Consider the following 17,704-nt stretch of genomic DNA (forward strand, 5'->3'; position numbering starts at 1 on the left):
ATTTTTAACTGTTATTCAAATTTCCGTATAGAAAAGAGATAAAATTAACTCTAACGATTTTAATCTTGCCTCATTCAAAAATCGCATTTCTGCGAATATTTATTTTCACTAATTTTAATAACGCTTAATTAAAAAAACAAAAAATACCACATTTTGTGCCAATGAAAATGAACTCATTGGCAAGACAATAAAAACAAATTTTTAATGAATAATTACAACTATGATTTTTTAGCAAATGGCGGAGAAATGGGTAAACTTACCCGTACTAAAGATTGGAGCAATACAGCTGTTGGACCAGTAGAATCATGGCCTCAAAGTCTTCGCACTACTTTAGGAATTCTTCTAAACTCTAAATTTCCCATGTTTTTATTTTGGGGACCAGATCATATTTGCTTTTATAATGATGCTTATCGTCCAAGTTTAGGAAATAATGGCAAACATCCTTCTATTCTTGGAGAAAAAGGCGCTGATTACTGGTCTGAAATCTGGGATTTTATAAAACCTTTAATCGATCAGGTACTACAAAAAGGTGAAGCCACTTGGCACGAAGACCAATTACTGCCAATTTATAGAAATGGCAAAATGGAAGATGTTTACTGGACCTTTAGCTATAGTCCTGTAAACGACGAAAACGGAAAAACAAATGGCGTTTTGGTTATTTGCAATGAAACGACTAAACAAGTCATTACTCGCAAAAAACTCGAAGAAAGCGAAAGACGTTTTAGAAATACTGTTAAACAATTGCCACTCGGAATTTGTATTTTAAAAGGAGCCGATCTAATTGTCGAAATGGCCAACGCAACGTATCTTCATATCATTGATAGAGAAGAAAACGCAATTCTAAATAAACCTATTTTTGATTCTGTTCCCGAAACCCGAGAAACAACATATCCTATTTTAAAAAATGTTTTCGAAACAGGAGAACCTTATTATGCAGATGAATTTGCTGTAACCTTAAATCGTTACAACAAACAAGAATTAGCTTATTTTAATCTTGTTTTTTATCCTGTAAAAGAAGACAACAACATTACTGGAGTTACCGTTGTCGCTTATGAAGTTACTGAAGAAGTTAAAACTAGATATTTACTGGCCGAAAGAGAAAAAGCCTTTCGTGGCATTGTTATGGATTCGCCAATTGCAATGGCGATTTTTAGAGGCAACGATTTAACAATCGAAATGGCTAATAAAAGTATGATGCATAATATTTGGCAAAAAGAAGAAAAGGATTGTATTGGAATACCTTTATTGAAAGTTTTTCCGGAGTTAGAAAATCAAAAATATCCCGAATTATTGCATGATATTCTTGCAAGCGGAAAAACAATTCGCGAAAATGAAGCGATTGCCTATGTTGATATTAAAGGCAAACTGAAAAAATTCTACCTTGACTACGAGTATACACCGCTCTACGAAAAAAATGAAAAGGTTACGGGCATTATGTGTACTGTAAACGATGTTACTTCTAAAGTAAAATCAAGAAAAAAAGTTGAAACTGCAGAAGCAAGAGCACGTTTAGCTGCTGAAATTGCCGAAATTGCCATGTGGGATTTGAATCTTAAAACTAAGGAACTAATCTACAGCGATACCATTCTAGATATTTTTGGATTTGAAAAAGATAAAAAAATTGTACATCAAGACATTCGAAGCCGTATTCTTCCAGAAGATGAACATATTGTTTTAGACGCTTTTGCGGAAGCATTAAAAACGGGAATTTATAAATATGAAGCCCGAATTTTAAAACTAGACAATTCGATTGCATGGATTAAAGTACACGGAAAAATCTTTTTTGACGAAAATAAAGAACCATCTAAAATGCTGGGAACTGTAATGGATTTTACCGCCGAAAAAGAAAGCCAGCAGGTTTTGATGAAAAGCGAAAAAAAATTCAGACTCCTAGCCGATTCTATGCCGCAACTTATCTGGACAAGCGACACTTTGGGAAATCTAAATTATTTTAATCAAACAATATATAATTATTCTGGATTGTCGAAGGAAGAAATTGAAAAAAATGGCTGGCTTCAAATTGTACATCCAGACGATCGCGAGGAGAATGTAAAACTCTGGATGGAGTCTGTAAAAACAGGAAATGATTTTCTATTTATTCACCGTTTTAAACGTTACGATGGCGAATACAGATGGCAACTCAGCCGTGCAATTGCACAACTAGACGAATTTGGAAAAGTGCAAATGTGGGTTGGAACTAGTACTGATATTGAAGAACAGAAAAACTTTACCAATCAGCTTGAAGATCAAATTATACAACGTACCACACAACTGGAACTCAAAAACAGAGATTTGGTTAATATGAATATCGAACTGCAGTCGTTTGCTTATATCTCAAGCCATGATTTGCAGGAACCTTTGCGAAAAATTCAGACTTTTGCCAGTCGATTGACCGATTTGGACGAGCAGAATATGTCGGCGAGTGCCAAAACTTATTTAAGCAGAATTGAGTTTTCGGCAAAAAAAATGCAGAATCTCATTCAGGATTTATTAACCTATTCTCGCGCCAATTCTGCCGATCGTGTTTTTACATTAGTCAAAATAGACGAAATTGCAGAAGAAGTAATAAGTGATTTTTCTGATCGAATTGAAGAAAAAAATGCTATTGTAGAATATCATGATTTAGGAGAAGCTATTCTTATTCAGTTTCAGTTTAGACAGCTGTTGCATAATTTGGTAGAAAATGCTTTAAAGTTTTCTCTTCCTGGTGTAGCTCCAAAAGTAACAATTTCGGTTACAAAAGTTGATGGAAAATCACTTCCAAATGCTGAATTTAAAGACAAAATGTACCATCATCTTCAAGTGAAAGATAACGGAATTGGTTTTGAATTGATTTATAAAGAAAAAATATTTGAGGTTTTTCAGCGCTTAAATACTGAAAGCGAATATAAAGGAACCGGAATTGGTCTTGCCATCGTGAAAAAAATCGTCGAAAACCACAAAGGCTTCATCACAGTTTCTAGCGAAAAAGGTAAAGGCTCTACTTTTAATATTTACTTTCCAGATTTATCTGAAATTAATATTTAAACACAAAATTAGATTGCGTAGGAATAAATTTTTTCCAATCAATCTGCATTGCATGTTCTATAGATTTTATAATGTCGTTCATTAAAACTGGCTTTGTAATAAAGCAGTTTGCGCCAAGACTACGGCATTTTTCAATAATGCCAGGTTCACTTGAAGTAGAATAAATTACAACTGGAACATCTTTTTTACAATCTGACTTTCGAAGTTCTTCTAAAACATCAAATCCGTTTTTTCCAGGCATATTTAAATCCAAGAAGACTACGTATGGCGTAACTGGCAGATCAGAAATAGCGTTTAAGAAATGTTGTCCTCCAGAGTACGTTTGAAGTTTAATATTCTGGGGGATAGACTCTACTGCATCAGCAAAAATACACAAATCATCTTCGTCGTCATCGGTATAGAATATAGTAAAATCTGTCATTGTGTCTTTTGGCTTAGAAATTTAAATCTCAAATATAATGTAATTTTATGTAACAAAGAGATCTTGAACTAATTTCTTACAAAACGCAGCAAATTGAAATCTCATAATTTCTAAGTTTAATTATATAAGCTGTAAAAGGGTAAAAAGAACCAACTTTACTTTTAGCTTTTTCAAGTACAAGTAAAACTTTATTTGTCAAGCAATTAATTATAAAATATAACTTAAAAATATAATGTTATGGGCGATCATAAAGACCTTACAGATGAATTTGCAGTAGATAAAATAAAAGATCTTGCTGCACATATAAAAACGTGCATGTTTTGCACATATAACGAATACAGAATTCAATCTCGACCAATGTCTGTTCAGAAAATTGACGACTTGGGACAGCTATGGTTCTTATCTGACAGAAATAGCGGTCAGAATGCCGAAATTACTTTAAATCCGATGGTCGAAATTTTCTTTGCAGAACCTCACGATAAGTTTTTAACGCTTCATGGAACCGCCAGTATTTCGTACGACCGAGAAACTATTGAGGAATTATGGAATCCCGCAGTAAAAATCTGGATGCCGGGCGGTGTAGACGATCCGAATTTGAGTGTTATAAAATTTGTTCCTGAAGATGGTTATTATTGGAACAACAAAAACGGAAAAATGGTTGCTATTGCTAAGATGACCGCTGCATTAGTAACGGGAAAAACAATGGATGACGGAATTGAAGGAAGTTTGAAATTGTAGTTTTCTCTTTAACCGCTAAGTACGCAAAGGTTTACGCAAAGTTCGCTAAGATTATTTTTCTTTTGCGTGCCTTGCGTAAACCTTTGCGTACTTTGCGGTTAAACAACATTTCTAGAATAAAATTAAACAGTCATTCTTTTCAATTCTAAAGCATTTAAAATACCTGCTTCGCTTGCTGTGTTATTAAAATAGACAAATCCTTTCTTAGATTGAATTTTATGGTTTATGTGCTGTAATTCTTTTGTAGAATAGCTAGAATGAAACAATCTCGGAATTCCATGAAAACGAATGTAAAGCATTGGAAAATCTTTGAAAATAGTCTGAGGAAGATTGGGATGGCTCACACTACAGAATGTAATATTATTTGCTTTAAATGCATTCCAAACCTCATCATTCCACCAGCTTTCATGACGAAATTCTACTACATTTTTAAAATCGTAGTTTAAAATTCCTAGTATTGCTTCTAGTTTTTCTTTGCTAAAGGCATAACTCGGCGGAAACTGAAATAAAATAGCTCCAAGTTTATCATTCATTCCTTCTTTACAAATATTATAAAAATCGTTTAAACGGCTTTCGCAGTCTATCAGTTTTTTGATATGAGTAATTTCTTTTGGCACTTTGATCGAAAAGATAAAAAAGTCTGGCGTTTTGTTGTGCCAATTTTGAAAAATGCGAACGGTCGGAAATTTATAAAAACTGCCATTAAATTCATAAGTGTCAAAATGTTGGCAATAAAATTCAAACCATTTTTTAGTGGGAAGATTTTGAGGATAAAAAACAGTTTTCCAAAAACTGTTGTAAAAGCTGGAACAACCTATTTTTACTTGATTTTTCATATATATAATTGTTGGCAGTTAGGGCAGAAAAAACTTCTGCGTTTTCGTTCTCCAGTCTGTTTTTTTTGAAATGGCAGATTACATCTTAAACAAACACTTTTAGTATAGGCTTCCCAATGTTTCTTGAGTTCAAACTTCTTCTTCCAATACAAAAATTCGAAGCTGTAAGTCGAACATTCGCCAATAATCTGACTTTTTACATGAGGAGGAATTTTTTCTACAATCGATTCGGGATGAACATAACAGCGATATAAAACTTCATTTTTTATGATGTTCCCCACTCCAGAAAAAATATCTTGATCCAGAATCACATCGCAAATCATTTTTTTGGGCATTTTCTCAATACTCATCTGTGCTTTCTTCGGATTCCAATTTTCATTCATTACATCAACACTCCAATCGTAATACGAATTAATGTCACCTTCTAGAATTTTAATCGAACAGGTATAAAAATTAAGTTCTCCATCATCAAAGACTAAACTTAATCTGGGTTTAGATACCTTACGTTCGTTTATTCGATAGGTTCCAAACATCAACAGATGAATTTTTACAGTAAAAGAATCAAAACAAATTAAAAAATGTTTTCCCCAGGTTTTAAAAGCAAGCACAGTTTTACTGTCTAGACGAGAAATATCTGCATGAGTATTCCCAGAAACAGAAATCACTTTCTGTCCTGTAAACTGTTTCGCTTCTTCTTTTAAGATTACTATAGACGGACCTTCGGGCATATATATTATTTTTATTTAACTAAAAAATGCAGTTCGAAAACTGCACTTTCATTCATTTTTGAAGCTTTATTCAATTTCGGCGGCTTCGAGATTTATAGCATTTACAGCAACTTGTGTAAGCATTTTATCTGCTCCTTTTTCTTCATCAAGCGTTTGTTCCAATAAAGTAGCGGCTTCTGGCAAACCTAACGTTTCTGCAAATTGTCTTAAAGTACCGTAAGTGGCAATTTCGTAATGCTCAATTTTCTGACTCGCGGCAATAATTGCGGCATCTCGCACTACTCCAATTTCGGTTTCTTCCAACATTCCTTTGGCTTCTTCAATCAAACCTTCCATCGCGTCGCATTTTTTGGCTGTTGCTTTTTTACCAACAATTTCAAATACTTTTTCCAAACGAGTAATTTGCTCTTCCGTTTCAGTTAAATGATTATCAAGTGCATCTTTTAATTCAACAGAAGAAGCATTTTTCACCATTGTCGGCAAGGCTTTTGTCAATGCTTTCTCTGCCCAATAAATGTCTTTTAGACTATCTTCAAACAATTCTGTAAGTCCCGATGCGGCGTTCGACTTGGGCTTTGTTACTCCTCTTGGAATCGTTTCTTTTGCAGTAGCTGCTGTTTTATTATCTGTAGTTTTCATGGTATTATTTTTAATGATTAATAGGATTATAAAATTACTGCCTGTGTTTTGAGGGAGGTTATAAAATTTTAAATTAAAATTCCATTCTAAACACCTGTTAATTATACAATTACACTTCATGATTCTATAATAGATTCGCATCTCTTCATGGTAGCTTTGTAATTACTAATTATAAAAACTAGATGTCATGAACACTATCAATAATAAAAACAGAATTAATCGAGATTTGAATGAGCATATCTCAAGCGATAGAAATTTGAGCGAAGATCTTAAAGCTGATATCAAAAAACCTGATAACGATAACCGCGAAATTGCAGAAAGAGGTTATACGGTACGAAATGGTCATAATCCGAATAAACCGAATCCTGATCAAGATGATTATATCAACGATGATGATTTGGACGATTTAAATGACGATTTTCATACTGACAGAGATCTTGAAGACAATAACGATGATATTTATGAAGTTGAATTGGAAGATGAAAATGACGAATTCGATAATCCTTCAGATTTAAAAGAAGATGAATTTGACTTCAACGAAACTGAAGATGTTTTGGAAGATATTGACGATGAAGATTTTGATGATGATGATGAAGACGATTATGTTGAAGAAGATATTGATGAACACGAAAATGATTATATTGAAGATGATGTTCAAGAAGACAAGGATGATGAAGAATATCCAGAAAATGATCCACGCAAATTCTAATATCTTATTCTACTAAAAAAGAAAAAACCGTCTCGTAAATAACGAGACGGTTTTTTTGAGCATAAAATTTAACTACTTAATCTCCAATAATCTTCAATACTGGAATATCGTCCATACGCGCCAAGCGTTCTGCTAATCCTGCTCTGGCTTCGTTAAGTTCTTGTTCGGCTTTGCCCAATTCTATATACCATTTTTCTTTTCCAACTGGCGATGTTTCTAATTTTCTAACAATTTCGTAGATTTCTCCCTCTGCTTCCATCACTTTCAGTCTTTTATAATAAGTCAAACTTTCCGTCATGTGTGCAAGTGCAATCATAGCAGTTAAAAAAGGATGATTATTGGTCACATTTACATCTTTTACTCTGCCGTGTTCCAATTCAACTTTTAAGGCAAAAGCAAATTCTTCCATATTAAAAGCTTCATGTTTACTTTTCGGATCCAAATAGGCTTTTATCGCATGCACATTATTCATTGTCGAAAGATCAACATCGGTATGTTTTTTATCATTTAAATCTTTAAAAACAACATTTGCAATAGCTCTTGCCTCTGCAATTGTCGGGTCATTTTTAGGATTTTCAAAATCACGAACCGACCAATCCCAATCTTTAGGATGAATCGGTTTTATGTATTTTTCACAAAAATCTACCACATCATTTTTTAGGCTTACCATTTGATCTTCTCTTTTAATGTAAACATCCTGATAAGCACCGCTTTTTGTTCCCATGACTTGCTTTTTTTAATGAAACCACAAACGACACATCTACTAAGTGAAATGTGCCGTTTTTGATTTGTTTGTATTTACTGATATTTCTTCTATACTCTTGTTGATCTTCCGCTGATTAAAGAAATAACGAAAAGAACTAAAAATATAAAGAATAAAATTTTAGCTATACTAGCAGCTCCAGCGGCAATTCCGCCGAAACCAAATATTCCCGCCACTATGGCTAGAATAATAAAAGTGACTGTCCAACGTAACATAATAATAGTTTTTTAGTTAATAAAGATTTTGTTTGCATTTCAAACTTTAAGCTTTTGGAGAGATGCAGTAACTCTTTTATGAACAAGGCGTTTCTAAATTGATTTCGTAATTCTGAATCAATTCCGAAAACGCTATTTCCGATTTTGTAAAATATTTTCGAGTGCTTCGGCTTTTCTTTGCCAAATCGAAATATTTCTGAATAGAACCGTCTTCGTAAGTGGAAATCAAAAGCGGGTGAACGTAATAATCTTTGCATACTTTTCTTGTATTTCCAAGAGCTTCAGCTGTTAAATCAAAAGCAGTTATGATATTCTGCTTGATTTCTTTTTCTTCTGAAGTGATTCCCATTTCCATTAAACTTTCAAAGAAAATAATTGATGCTGCCCAAGTTCTAAAGTCTTTCGCACTGAAATATTCTCCCGAAATATTGTGCAGATATTCGTTTACAGCATGGCTATCCAAAACTTTTCTTTCGCCATTTTTATCGTAATATTTAAAAACTTCGTAACCTGGAATTTCTTCGCAACGGCTTACCAATTTTACCAACTTTTTATTGCGGGTTGTAATGGTATGAAGTTTTCCTTTTTTACCAATAAATTCAAATCTGAGTGAATTTTTATTGATGTTAATATGTCGTTTTCTAAGAGTCGAAAGTCCGTAAGATTTGTTGTCTTTGGCATATTTCTCATTTCCGATTCGAATATGCGTCTCTTCCATTAATCGGATTACCAAAGCGATAACTTTTTCTTTAGACCATTCTTTCTTTTCCAAATCAGTATCAACTTGTTTTCTTATGGATGGAAGTTTAGCTCCAAATTCAGCTATTTTATAAAACTTTGTTTGGTTTCTAATCAGATTCCATTTTGGATGATAACGATATTGTTTTCTGTTTTTTAGATCTGTTCCAACAGCTTGTAAATGACCATTTGTAACACCTGTGATGCGAACATTTTCCCATGCGGGCGGAAGAACCAAACTATTAATTCGTTTAATTTCGTTTTTGCTCTTCACCTCTTTTCCGTTCTTTTTATAAACGAAATTCTCTCCTTCGCGGCAACGAACAATTGTCAATTGCTTATCATTAATGTATTCTAAATCCAGTTTTTCTATTACTAGATGTGGCGCTTTTATTAGCTGATTCATTAAATTTTCTTTTCTCGCCGCATTCATGATATTCAAATTTTTATCACAGAAACAATACTGTATTAAAGTTTAATTATTTCTTAAAGAATCAATTAGTTTCTCTTTATTCATATAAGATCTTCCTTTTATTCCCACTTTACTGGCTTGTTTCAAAAGTTCTTCTTTAGTCCATTCGTCATAAGGCTTTGCTTTTCCGCCTTTCTTTCCCGCATCTGGCGTGTTGGCAATACGTGCCGATTTCTCTTTGCTGTATCCTTTTTTTACCAATGCTTCATATTGCGCTTCATTCTTAATTCTTGGATTTGGCATGATTTCTATTTTTTATTGGATTAAATTCTAAAAATCTGATAAATCAAAGTTCCTCAAAATGTTAAGCGAATCTGTTATAGAATTTTGGTCACAAATTTCATATTTGTAGGATGGGAATTGTGAAAGTGGAAATGTAAATTTTTGTTTTTTTGTGAAATGTAAAATGTTAGGTGCAAAAAAAATCCCAACTCTTTTGAAGTTGGGATTATAATCATCTTTTCTAATCTTATTTTTCTAAATAGCAATATCCTTTTAATTTAATTGTTTTTAAAGCAGTTACAAATTGATTTTGAGTCTTCTCTTTTAAATCAAAACCATAGAAAGCCATTTTTACCTTATTAAAATCTTTAGAATTTCCTTTTAAACTATCAATATAAATACCTGTTGCACCAAATTCTACATTAGTAGGTATTGTCATTTTAGCTTTAAAACAATCTATGGAATAAAAAACAGATTTATATTTTTGATATTTGCCAAAGTCAATATCTACAGACAAAGAATCAACGATTAAATGTTTCGTTTTTTTCAAAAGCTCTTTTTCCTTTTTCGTTAATTCAGCATAACTGTTTTTATCAAAAACTAAAGCAAAATCATTTGAAACATCTCCAGAATACAAGCCAATATCAAAAATCAAAGAATCTTTTTCTGGTGTAATTATTCCACCCACATAACTATCAGTTCCTTTAACTTCTAATTTATTCCATTGCTCTGGAACTGTTATTTCAAAATCTCCAAAATCAATCGTTTTAACTTCTGATTTGGGTTTACATGAAATTATCAAAATAGACACTAAAATTATAACAATTATTTGTTTCATTTTAAATGTTTTTATTAACTCCAACTCATATTGATTAAAACTTTATTTCCCGTAATTTCTACCCTTCCGCCATAAGATTGTAAGCTTTTCGGATGAATTTCATAAACTTTAGTATTTTTTCTAATTTTTGGAATATTATTTTGGAAACCTTTGCTTTGTTGCATCCATTTCTTTATTTCAGATTCAGAACTTTCAAATTCAATTATAAATTGTCTAGTAAAAATTGAACCTCTTTTTTCCATACTAATAATTTCTGCTTTCTCAGGAAGATTTTCAAGTTGTCCCCAACTTAGGGCACATTTAATAGCATCTTCTTTCTGCCAAGGCATTACAAAAGATGAAAAGCAATTTAGATATAGAAAAAATATTATAAGTAAAAAAAGTATTGAAATTATCTTAGCGATCTTCATTTAATAATAAATTTAAAAACAATTAATCACATTTTATATTCTTATAGTCCTGAGTTTTTTCATCATATTCCATACAAGTCCTTTTTATTAAAATCATTTTATTGTTAACGACTTTATATTCTGCTCTTTGAATGCTTCTTCCTGCGCAACATTGATTGTGTTCGTAAATTCTTTTAGCTGTACTATCAAATTCTAAAGAAGTGCCGCTAAAGCTACTCTCAAAATATTTTCCTGTTTTTGGATTATACAAAAAGTATATTCTCGAAGTATTTGGTCCTGCATAACTAGATTCAAAAACAGAAAAATCTTCAAATCCGTCAAAATTATAATCACCAATATCTATGTTATCCAATCCCCAAAGCTGGCATTCTACATCGACTTTCTGAATTAATTTATCGGTCTTTTTTTCTATGATTTTCACGCCCGAAACCTTTGAATAAAAACTGCCTTTTTCTTTAGAAATAACCAATTTAAAATATTTGTCTCTAAAAGAAACAGGTTGCAAAATTTCTATTTCTGTCCATTCTACATCATTTCCATGCTTAACATCAAACTCTTTGGTCAAACTAATTTTCAGTTCTTTTCCAGAATTTAAATCTCTCCAAACTCCATTTAGCTGCTCGCTTTCTTGGTCGTAATTTTCAAAAGTTAGTTTTGCTGTTTCTTTATCATTTTTATCTTTTTCAGTAAAAACTAAAGTTTTCCCGGTAAGCTTAGCGTTTAAAACTATTGGAGTATCATAATTGGAATATGCATAAATTGCAGATCCTTGTCCATCAGAAAAATAAACTTCAGACACAAACTCGATTGGATATTTACCAATGAAACCTTTGTAATTGATTTGGGCTGATAGAGAAGCTATCGCTAAAAGAAATAGGAGTGTAATTTTTTGCTTCATGAATAAGATTAAGAAATAATTATAAATACCAATTTAGTTTTTCCTCATTGCTAGATATTTTTCCATCTGACTTAACTCTTCGCTCATAAAATGAGGATCATTACTAATTGTTCTAAATTGATTTATGGCATCAATATTTGCTAAAACTCCTTTAATAAACCAAGGAAATTCGTTTGCTAAGGAATTCAGTTTGGCAATAGCTCTAAGTGATTCACCTTGATTACTTAAAGAAACGGCATGCTCATATCTGAAATTTGGACACCAATAATACTCTTCAGCCAATTTGTCCCAAGTATCTAAATCGCAATTCCCCAGCGCCAGAAATACTGCTGCAAACACAGAAGAATCTATATAATTTTTAGAAAAAACAAAATAATTCAGTAATGGAATATTGCTTCTCTCGTCTCCCTTAATTTTGCTTTCAATAACTTCGTTCATTAAATCATGTGCTTTCTTTCTATCATCTTCATTATCCGATAAATGTAAAACTGTAGCATATTCAACTTTTACTATTTCTACGTCTGGCCTCGTTTCATAGGCTCCTTTTGCAAAATGTAATGCGCTTTTATGCGAATCCAGAACGCGATAAAGTTTAGACATCGAAACCGCTAATCTTATATTATCAAAATCTTCTTCTTTTACATTCTTTTCATAAAATTCAATAGCTCTAAGTCCATACCTATCTTTTATGAATCTTTCAATTACTTGCCATTTTAGCAACTTGGCAAATTCTGTTTCATCCCACAAAAAAAACAATGCAGACCTTCTATCCCAAACCGATCTTATACTCTTCCAATCATTAAAAGTTCCCTCAAATGCTTCGTGTTCTTTGTAAGAAACACCATTATCATCTGTTAAATTTAATGACGGATTAAAATCTGGAGTTGAATAATATCTATTTAAAGAATCATACAACTCATTTTTAAACAATTCAGATGTATTTGTTGTCAAAGTACTTTTAGCTAAATATTCTTCTAAAGGATTATTAGTCTTTTGAATAGTTTCTGTTTGTTTATCATCTTCCGATGAGACATTTTTATCACTCTTTCCAAAAATTCTTTTGAATAAACTCATATTTACTATTTTGTGATTTTAAGATTTGTTTTACAAACATACATTTTAAAATGATACATAAGCATCCAAATCCTATAACAATCTCTAAAAATCCTGTAAGGTATTCCTTTAACTTCTCAATAATTTTACATTATAACATTAAACTATTAAAATCATGAAAAAGTTATTATTAGCCGGAAAAGCCATTTTAGGAGCTGGACTTATCATTATATTCCTTCAATCTTGTAAAAACGAAACCAAACAGGAAGATCCAAAAGAAGTTGCTGAAGATGCAAACGAAGCAAAATTTGATTCTATTGACAGCAAAGAAGATGACTCTGAATTTTTAGTAGATCAAGCCGAAATTAATTTAGCTGAAATAGAAATTGGCAAACTGGCTCAAACAAAAAGTACTAACGCCGAAGTGAAAAAATTTGGTAAAATGCTTGTCGATGAACACACTAAATCGGCTTCTGAAGTGAGTGCTTTAGCAAAAACAAAAAACTTTACTCTGCCAACTTCTTTAACTGAAGAAGGTCAAGAAGAATACAATAAACTAAACGAAAAATCTGGTGTTGATTTTGATAAAAAATTTGCCGATATGATGATTGACGGTCACGAAAAAGCCATCAAAAAACTAGAAAAAGCGGCAAAAGATGCTAGCGATCAAGAAGTAAGAACTTGGGCTTCTAATAATATTGCAGGTTTAACAGCACATTTACAACACGCTAAAATGCTAAAACAAAACCTTGATAAAAAGTAAAATAATTAAGATGCTAAGATTCTAAGGTTCTGAGATTCTAAGTATAATGTATCTAAGAACCTCAAATCTTTGCTAAAAAACCCCTCAAGAGTTGAATTGCTTGAGGGGTTGTTTTTTTTTAGATGCTAAGATTCTGAGCTTTTCTTTGTGTTAAAATCTTAGCAACTTAGAATCTCAGAACCTTAGTATCTTATTTACCCGCTATCTTCTGCAGATGCTCTGGATATCTTGAGCCTTCAATTTTAATTTTTGAAGCAGCATTTTCGATTTCTGATAAATCTTGTGCTGAAAGTTTTAGATCGACAGCGCCAAGATTTTCTTCTAAACGATGTAGTTTAGTAGTTCCTGGAATTGGTGCAATCCAAGGTTTTTGAGCCAAAATCCATGCAAGAGCTACTTGTGCGTTTGTTGCTCCTTTATCTGCGGCAATTTTAGACAATAAATCAACCAACGCCTGATTTACTTTTCTTGCTTCTGGTGTAAAACGAGGTAAAGTGTTTCTAAAATCGGTGCTATCAAATTGCGTATTTTCGTCAATTTTAGCAGTTAAAAAACCTCTTCCCAACGGACTGAAAGGCACGAAACCAATTCCTAATTCTTCTAATACTGGAAAAATTTCTTCTTCTGGAGTTCTCCACCAAAGTGAGTATTCGCTCTGAAGCGCAGTGACAGGCTGAACTGCGTGCGCACGACGAATGCTTTCTACGCCCGCTTCTGAAAGTCCAAAATGTTTTACTTTTCCTTCTTGAATTAAATCTTTTATCGTTCCTGCAACGTCTTCCATAGGCACATTCGGGTCTACACGATGCTGATAATACAAATCGATTACATCTGTATTTAATCTTTTCAGTGAACCTTCGATGCTTTTTCTAATCCACTCTGGACGGCTGTCTAATCCTTTTTTAGAATCGCCTTCCAAAAATCCGAATTTTGTAGCAATTACAATTTTATCACGAAAAGGCGCTAAAGCCTCTCCCAATAATTCTTCGTTTAAAAATGGTCCGTAACATTCAGCTGTATCAAAAAAGGTAATTCCTTTTTCATAAGCCGAACGTAACAAACTTATCATTTCTTTTTTATCATGAGCTGGTCCATAACCAAAACTCATTCCCATGCAGCCAAGTCCTAATGCTGAGACTTCTAAGCTGCTATTTCCTAGTTTACGTGTATGCATGTTTTTAAAGTTTCTAAGTTACTGAGATACTAAGGTTCTAAGTTTTTTTACTTTGAGCTGAATCCCAGCGTCTTGGATTATTAATTTCTAAAATAGCCAAAATTATAGACACAAAAGAAAAACTTAGCATCTCTGAATCTTAGCAACTTAGCATCTTATTTAAGTGATGCCATATCAATAACAAAACGATATTTGATATCGCCTTTTAATAATCTTTCGTAAGCGTCATTTACATCATTTACGCCAATTACTTCTACGTCTGCCGTAATGTTATGTTCTGCACAGAAGTCAAGCATTTCTTGAGTTTCTGCAATTCCCCCAATTGCTGAACCTGCAAAACTTCTTCTTCCTAAAATCAGACTGAAAGAAGTTACAGGAAGAGGATCCATTGGTGCTCCAACAAGTGTCAATGTTCCGTCTACTTTCAGTAAATTTAAATACGAATCAATATTATGCTCTGCAGAAACACAGTCTAAAATAAAGTTCATACTTTTTGCATGTTTTGCCATTTGCTCTGGATCTGTAGACAAGATAACTTCATCTGCACCAAGGCGTTTCGCATCTTCGAATTTAGACATTGAAGTGGTTAAAACCACTACATGAGCTCCCATAGCTTTAGCCAATTTGATTCCCATATGTCCTAAACCACCAATTCCTACGATTCCAACTTTTTGTCCAGGACCAACTTTCCAGTGTTTTAACGGAGAATACGTTGTAATTCCTGCACATAATAGTGGCGCAACAGCCGAAAGTTCTAATTTATCTGAAATATGCAATACGAAGTTTTCATCAACAACAATACTTTGAGAATAACCTCCAAAAGTTTGTCCTCCTAAATGTTCGTCGGGAGAATTGAATGTCAAGATGCTTCCTGGATCACAATATTGCTCTAAACCTTCTTTACATTGCTCACATTCTCTACAAGAATCTACCATACAGCCTACTCCTGCTAATTGACCAACTTTGAAACCTTTTACATGTTCTCCAACTTTAGTAACACGGCCTACAATCTCATGTCCCGGAACAATCGGATAAATAGTGCCATGCCATTCATTTCTAGCCGAATGCAAATCAGAATGACAGATTCCACAATACAAAATTTCGATTTCTACGTCATGCGCCTGTACAGCTCTTCTTTTAATATCTAAGGTTTTTAATGGTGCTTCGGCAGCTTCTGTACCAAACGCTTTAATGCTTTTTGTTTCCATAATTTTTTTATTTGTTGTTATTGTTTTTTTGTTTTAGGTCTAAAACTGTTGAGAAATCGCAATAGAAATCTGGCTGATTTACATTGATTTACAAATAGTTATATAAATTTCGATTATTTTAACCTAATCAAAAAATAAAATCTGTTATAAATCAGTAAAATCTGCGTAAAACTAAAAGTTCTTAAAATTTTAAAATCTCAGAAGCTTAGAATCTTAGTGTCTTAGCATCTTTCAAAAGAATAATATTCTTCATCAGTAACACTGTCCAGCCATGTTCCAGAACCTTTGTCTACTTCTGTAACAATGGTAATATGAGAATACTTTATTTTTGGAGTTGCTCCATACCAGTGTTCTACTCCAGGTAAAACTGTGATTACTTTTCCTTTTTCGATAAGATTAATTTGTCCGCCACGTTCTTGGTAATATCCCATTCCATCGGTTACAATGATTAATTGCAGACTTGCATTACTGTGCCAATTACTTCTTGCTCCAGGTTCAAAAGAAATATCTTTAATTACAGTATTTTCAGGATGAATTTCGCTTGTCTGCTTTTTATATGACACTTCGCCTGTCATATAAGTATTTGGAATTTTACCTTCTTCGATTACAGCAGTGAAATGTGTCGACATAATTTCGTTGTTTTTAGGTTAATAATTAATTTTAAATTCTTATAAGCTTATTTGAATGAAATAATCAGTACATCGAATCTCTTTTCAGAAAGAGATTTTAATTTTAATTAATACTTTAAAAATTTATATTTTTCTATTATCAAAATTTAAAACTAAATGCAAAGCGGAGCATGCTTTTGTGAAGTGTTATTTAGTCATTAAAAAAACTGATACAAAGATTCGTTGTTTATTTCAGGGCAAATGTAGAACAATACTACAATGCTGAAATAACAATATTCAAACAAAAAATTAAGAAATTGAAACAATTTACATTCGAAGCGATTTCGGAACTGTTCCTGTAAGTCTTTTGAAGTAATTATTGAAATAACTCGGATATTCAAATCCTAGCGAATAACCAATATCCGAAATACTCCAGTCTGTATGCTGTAATAGAGCTTTTGCTTCGTTGATAACTCTCTCGGTAATATGAGCTGTAGTCGGTTTTCCTGTAATTTCTTTTACAGAACGATTTAAATGATTTACATGCACAGAAAGGCTTTGTGCATAATCTTGAGGCGTTTTTAAAGCTAAAGGCTGGTTTTTAGTCTCAATTGGAAACTGTCTTTCTAGCAATTCTAAAAATAAAGAAGTAATTCTTGAAGAGGCGTTTTTATGTTTGAAAAAACTCTCTGAAGGCTGCATTTTCATTGATTCATGAATAATCAAATTGACATAACTGCGCATTAAATCGTCTTTGAAAGCATAATCGGTTTCGTATTCTTCGATCATTTTTTGAAATAACGAATCGATAAACACTTTTTGTTCAGGAGTTAAAGTAAAGATCGGTGTTCCTCCTATTTTAAATAGAGGTGATTCTTGAAGAGTTTCTGAACGATCTTTTGTTTTAAAAAATTCCTCAGTAAAAACGCAGGCATAACCTTCAAATTTCTCAGAAACCGTTTCCCAAGAATATGGAATAATCGGATTGCCAAAAAACAGAATCGTCCCGTCTGTTTCTATTCCGCGGTCAGCATACTGTATAATGCTTTTACTAGTGTTGATACAGATTTTATAAAAGTCTCTTCGGCTATAAACGGGAACTTTACTAAAATCTCCATTTATAGGATACACTTTAAATCCCTTCATTTTTAAATCTGAAGTAAAATCGCAATTCTGAGTTTCTGTCTGATTATTCATTTTGCAAAGTTATGAAAATCAAACATTATTCTTTTGTTAATTTTTTG

General features: G+C 32.6%; 20 protein-coding genes. 4 read left to right on the forward strand and 16 right to left on the reverse strand.

What is annotated here, in order from left to right:
* Positions 1-204 precede the first annotated feature (204 nt).
* Entirely contained in the window at positions 205-3,027 is a 2,823-nt protein-coding gene (locus JC605_RS09850; RefSeq protein WP_198856008.1) for a PAS domain-containing sensor histidine kinase, read from the forward strand.
* Here the strand turns inward: JC605_RS09850 and JC605_RS09855 are convergent.
* Positions 3,017-3,448: a response regulator gene (locus tag JC605_RS09855; protein ID WP_198856009.1), complete on the reverse strand. Its 432-nt coding sequence runs from the start codon at positions 3,446-3,448 to the stop codon at positions 3,017-3,019. The two genes, JC605_RS09850 and JC605_RS09855, sit on opposite strands and share 11 nt — an antisense overlap.
* A gap of 237 nt (positions 3,449-3,685) precedes the next feature.
* Between JC605_RS09855 and JC605_RS09860 the strand changes: the two genes are divergently transcribed.
* The gene (locus JC605_RS09860; RefSeq protein WP_198856010.1) at positions 3,686-4,186 is read left to right on the forward strand and encodes a pyridoxamine 5'-phosphate oxidase family protein; all 501 of its coding nucleotides are present in this window, start codon (positions 3,686-3,688) and stop codon (positions 4,184-4,186) included.
* Positions 4,187-4,308: 122 nt separating this feature from the next.
* On the opposite strand, the gene JC605_RS09865 is transcribed toward JC605_RS09860, so the two are convergent.
* The 3 genes from JC605_RS09865 to JC605_RS09875 form a co-directional block, all read right to left on the reverse strand.
* Positions 4,309-5,022: a DUF72 domain-containing protein gene (locus JC605_RS09865; protein WP_198856011.1), complete on the reverse strand. Its 714-nt coding sequence runs from the start codon at positions 5,020-5,022 to the stop codon at positions 4,309-4,311.
* Positions 5,019-5,750, reverse strand: coding sequence for a DNA-formamidopyrimidine glycosylase family protein (locus JC605_RS09870; protein WP_198856012.1), 732 nt, complete (start codon positions 5,748-5,750; stop codon positions 5,019-5,021). The genes JC605_RS09865 and JC605_RS09870 overlap by 4 nt, the downstream gene beginning before the upstream one ends.
* A gap of 66 nt (positions 5,751-5,816) precedes the next feature.
* On the reverse strand, positions 5,817-6,389 hold the full coding sequence (locus JC605_RS09875; protein WP_198856013.1) for a ferritin-like domain-containing protein: 573 nt from the start codon (positions 6,387-6,389) through the stop codon (positions 5,817-5,819).
* A gap of 187 nt (positions 6,390-6,576) precedes the next feature.
* On the opposite strand from JC605_RS09875, the gene JC605_RS09880 reads away from it, so the two are divergent.
* Positions 6,577-7,098, forward strand: a complete 522-nt coding sequence (locus JC605_RS09880; RefSeq protein WP_198856014.1) for a hypothetical protein — start codon at positions 6,577-6,579, stop codon at positions 7,096-7,098.
* Between the two features lie 76 nt (positions 7,099-7,174).
* Here the strand turns inward: JC605_RS09880 and JC605_RS09885 are convergent, their stop codons facing one another.
* The 8 genes from JC605_RS09885 to JC605_RS09920 all read right to left on the reverse strand — a co-directional run bounded on the left by JC605_RS09885 (position 7,175) and on the right by JC605_RS09920 (position 12,728).
* The gene (locus JC605_RS09885; RefSeq protein ID WP_198856015.1) at positions 7,175-7,822 is read right to left on the reverse strand and encodes a DUF5661 family protein; all 648 of its coding nucleotides are present in this window, start codon (positions 7,820-7,822) and stop codon (positions 7,175-7,177) included.
* Between the two features lie 89 nt (positions 7,823-7,911).
* Positions 7,912-8,076 (reverse strand): DUF1328 domain-containing protein, encoded by a 165-nt coding sequence (locus tag JC605_RS09890; RefSeq protein ID WP_008463190.1) that lies wholly within the window; start codon positions 8,074-8,076, stop codon positions 7,912-7,914.
* A 76-nt stretch (positions 8,077-8,152) separates the two neighbouring features.
* A complete protein-coding gene (locus tag JC605_RS09895) occupies positions 8,153-9,247 on the reverse strand; it encodes a DNA topoisomerase IB (protein ID WP_198856016.1) in 1,095 nt (364 codons plus the stop codon).
* A gap of 42 nt (positions 9,248-9,289) precedes the next feature.
* Entirely contained in the window at positions 9,290-9,529 is a 240-nt protein-coding gene (locus JC605_RS09900; RefSeq protein WP_198856017.1) for a Rho termination factor, read from the reverse strand.
* A 226-nt stretch (positions 9,530-9,755) separates the two neighbouring features.
* Complete coding sequence (locus JC605_RS09905; protein WP_198856018.1) at positions 9,756-10,346, reverse strand: hypothetical protein; 591 nt, start codon at positions 10,344-10,346, stop codon at positions 9,756-9,758.
* A gap of 14 nt (positions 10,347-10,360) precedes the next feature.
* Positions 10,361-10,675: a hypothetical protein gene (locus tag JC605_RS09910; protein WP_198856019.1), complete on the reverse strand. Its 315-nt coding sequence runs from the start codon at positions 10,673-10,675 to the stop codon at positions 10,361-10,363.
* Between the two features lie 103 nt (positions 10,676-10,778).
* Positions 10,779-11,654, reverse strand: a complete 876-nt coding sequence (locus tag JC605_RS09915; protein ID WP_198856020.1) for a hypothetical protein — start codon at positions 11,652-11,654, stop codon at positions 10,779-10,781.
* Positions 11,655-11,687: 33 nt separating this feature from the next.
* On the reverse strand, positions 11,688-12,728 hold the full coding sequence (locus JC605_RS09920) for a hypothetical protein (protein ID WP_198856021.1): 1,041 nt from the start codon (positions 12,726-12,728) through the stop codon (positions 11,688-11,690).
* Between the two features lie 154 nt (positions 12,729-12,882).
* On the opposite strand from JC605_RS09920, the gene JC605_RS09925 reads away from it, so the two are divergent.
* A complete protein-coding gene (locus JC605_RS09925) occupies positions 12,883-13,470 on the forward strand; it encodes a DUF4142 domain-containing protein (protein WP_198856022.1) in 588 nt (195 codons plus the stop codon).
* Positions 13,471-13,660: 190 nt separating this feature from the next.
* Here JC605_RS09925 and JC605_RS09930 read toward each other — a convergent pair whose 3' ends face one another.
* From JC605_RS09930 to JC605_RS09945, 4 genes are all read right to left on the reverse strand, one after another.
* Positions 13,661-14,644, reverse strand: coding sequence for an aldo/keto reductase (locus tag JC605_RS09930; RefSeq protein WP_198856023.1), 984 nt, complete (start codon positions 14,642-14,644; stop codon positions 13,661-13,663).
* Positions 14,645-14,799: 155 nt separating this feature from the next.
* Complete coding sequence (locus JC605_RS09935) at positions 14,800-15,852, reverse strand: NAD(P)-dependent alcohol dehydrogenase (RefSeq protein ID WP_198856024.1); 1,053 nt, start codon at positions 15,850-15,852, stop codon at positions 14,800-14,802.
* 221 nt (positions 15,853-16,073) lie between these two features.
* Positions 16,074-16,481: a cupin domain-containing protein gene (locus tag JC605_RS09940; RefSeq protein WP_198856025.1), complete on the reverse strand. Its 408-nt coding sequence runs from the start codon at positions 16,479-16,481 to the stop codon at positions 16,074-16,076.
* Positions 16,482-16,787: 306 nt separating this feature from the next.
* On the reverse strand, positions 16,788-17,657 hold the full coding sequence (locus JC605_RS09945) for an AraC family transcriptional regulator (protein WP_198856026.1): 870 nt from the start codon (positions 17,655-17,657) through the stop codon (positions 16,788-16,790).
* Positions 17,658-17,704: the final 47 nt, after the last annotated feature.

It is taken from the genome of Flavobacterium sp. IB48 (genome assembly GCF_016405855.1).
Lineage (GTDB): Bacteria > Bacteroidota > Bacteroidia > Flavobacteriales > Flavobacteriaceae > Flavobacterium > Flavobacterium ginsengisoli.

What these genes read in the sequence shown, in the direction of transcription:
- JC605_RS09925 (WP_198856022.1), top strand. Translation starts at nt 12,883, where the DNA reads ATGAAAAAGTTATTATTAGCCGGAAAAGCCATTTTAGGAGCTGGACTT.
- JC605_RS09855 (WP_198856009.1), bottom strand. Translation starts at nt 3,448, where the DNA reads ATGACAGATTTTACTATATTCTATACCGATGACGACGAAGATGATTTG.
- JC605_RS09890 (WP_008463190.1), bottom strand. Translation starts at nt 8,076, where the DNA reads ATGTTACGTTGGACAGTCACTTTTATTATTCTAGCCATAGTGGCGGGA.
- JC605_RS09920 (WP_198856021.1), bottom strand. Translation starts at nt 12,728, where the DNA reads ATGAGTTTATTCAAAAGAATTTTTGGAAAGAGTGATAAAAATGTCTCA.
- JC605_RS09905 (WP_198856018.1), bottom strand. Translation starts at nt 10,346, where the DNA reads ATGAAACAAATAATTGTTATAATTTTAGTGTCTATTTTGATAATTTCA.
- JC605_RS09930 (WP_198856023.1), bottom strand. Translation starts at nt 14,644, where the DNA reads ATGCATACACGTAAACTAGGAAATAGCAGCTTAGAAGTCTCAGCATTA.
- JC605_RS09915 (WP_198856020.1), bottom strand. Translation starts at nt 11,654, where the DNA reads ATGAAGCAAAAAATTACACTCCTATTTCTTTTAGCGATAGCTTCTCTA.
- JC605_RS09865 (WP_198856011.1), bottom strand. Translation starts at nt 5,022, where the DNA reads ATGAAAAATCAAGTAAAAATAGGTTGTTCCAGCTTTTACAACAGTTTT.
- JC605_RS09910 (WP_198856019.1), bottom strand. Translation starts at nt 10,675, where the DNA reads ATGCCTTGGCAGAAAGAAGATGCTATTAAATGTGCCCTAAGTTGGGGA.
- JC605_RS09880 (WP_198856014.1), top strand. Translation starts at nt 6,577, where the DNA reads ATGAACACTATCAATAATAAAAACAGAATTAATCGAGATTTGAATGAG.
- JC605_RS09860 (WP_198856010.1), top strand. Translation starts at nt 3,686, where the DNA reads ATGGGCGATCATAAAGACCTTACAGATGAATTTGCAGTAGATAAAATA.
- JC605_RS09870 (WP_198856012.1), bottom strand. Translation starts at nt 5,750, where the DNA reads ATGCCCGAAGGTCCGTCTATAGTAATCTTAAAAGAAGAAGCGAAACAG.
- JC605_RS09875 (WP_198856013.1), bottom strand. Translation starts at nt 6,389, where the DNA reads ATGAAAACTACAGATAATAAAACAGCAGCTACTGCAAAAGAAACGATT.
- JC605_RS09940 (WP_198856025.1), bottom strand. Translation starts at nt 16,481, where the DNA reads ATGTCGACACATTTCACTGCTGTAATCGAAGAAGGTAAAATTCCAAAT.
- JC605_RS09850 (WP_198856008.1), top strand. Translation starts at nt 205, where the DNA reads ATGAATAATTACAACTATGATTTTTTAGCAAATGGCGGAGAAATGGGT.
- JC605_RS09895 (WP_198856016.1), bottom strand. Translation starts at nt 9,247, where the DNA reads ATGAATGCGGCGAGAAAAGAAAATTTAATGAATCAGCTAATAAAAGCG.
- JC605_RS09885 (WP_198856015.1), bottom strand. Translation starts at nt 7,822, where the DNA reads ATGGGAACAAAAAGCGGTGCTTATCAGGATGTTTACATTAAAAGAGAA.
- JC605_RS09945 (WP_198856026.1), bottom strand. Translation starts at nt 17,657, where the DNA reads ATGAATAATCAGACAGAAACTCAGAATTGCGATTTTACTTCAGATTTA.
- JC605_RS09900 (WP_198856017.1), bottom strand. Translation starts at nt 9,529, where the DNA reads ATGCCAAATCCAAGAATTAAGAATGAAGCGCAATATGAAGCATTGGTA.
- JC605_RS09935 (WP_198856024.1), bottom strand. Translation starts at nt 15,852, where the DNA reads ATGGAAACAAAAAGCATTAAAGCGTTTGGTACAGAAGCTGCCGAAGCA.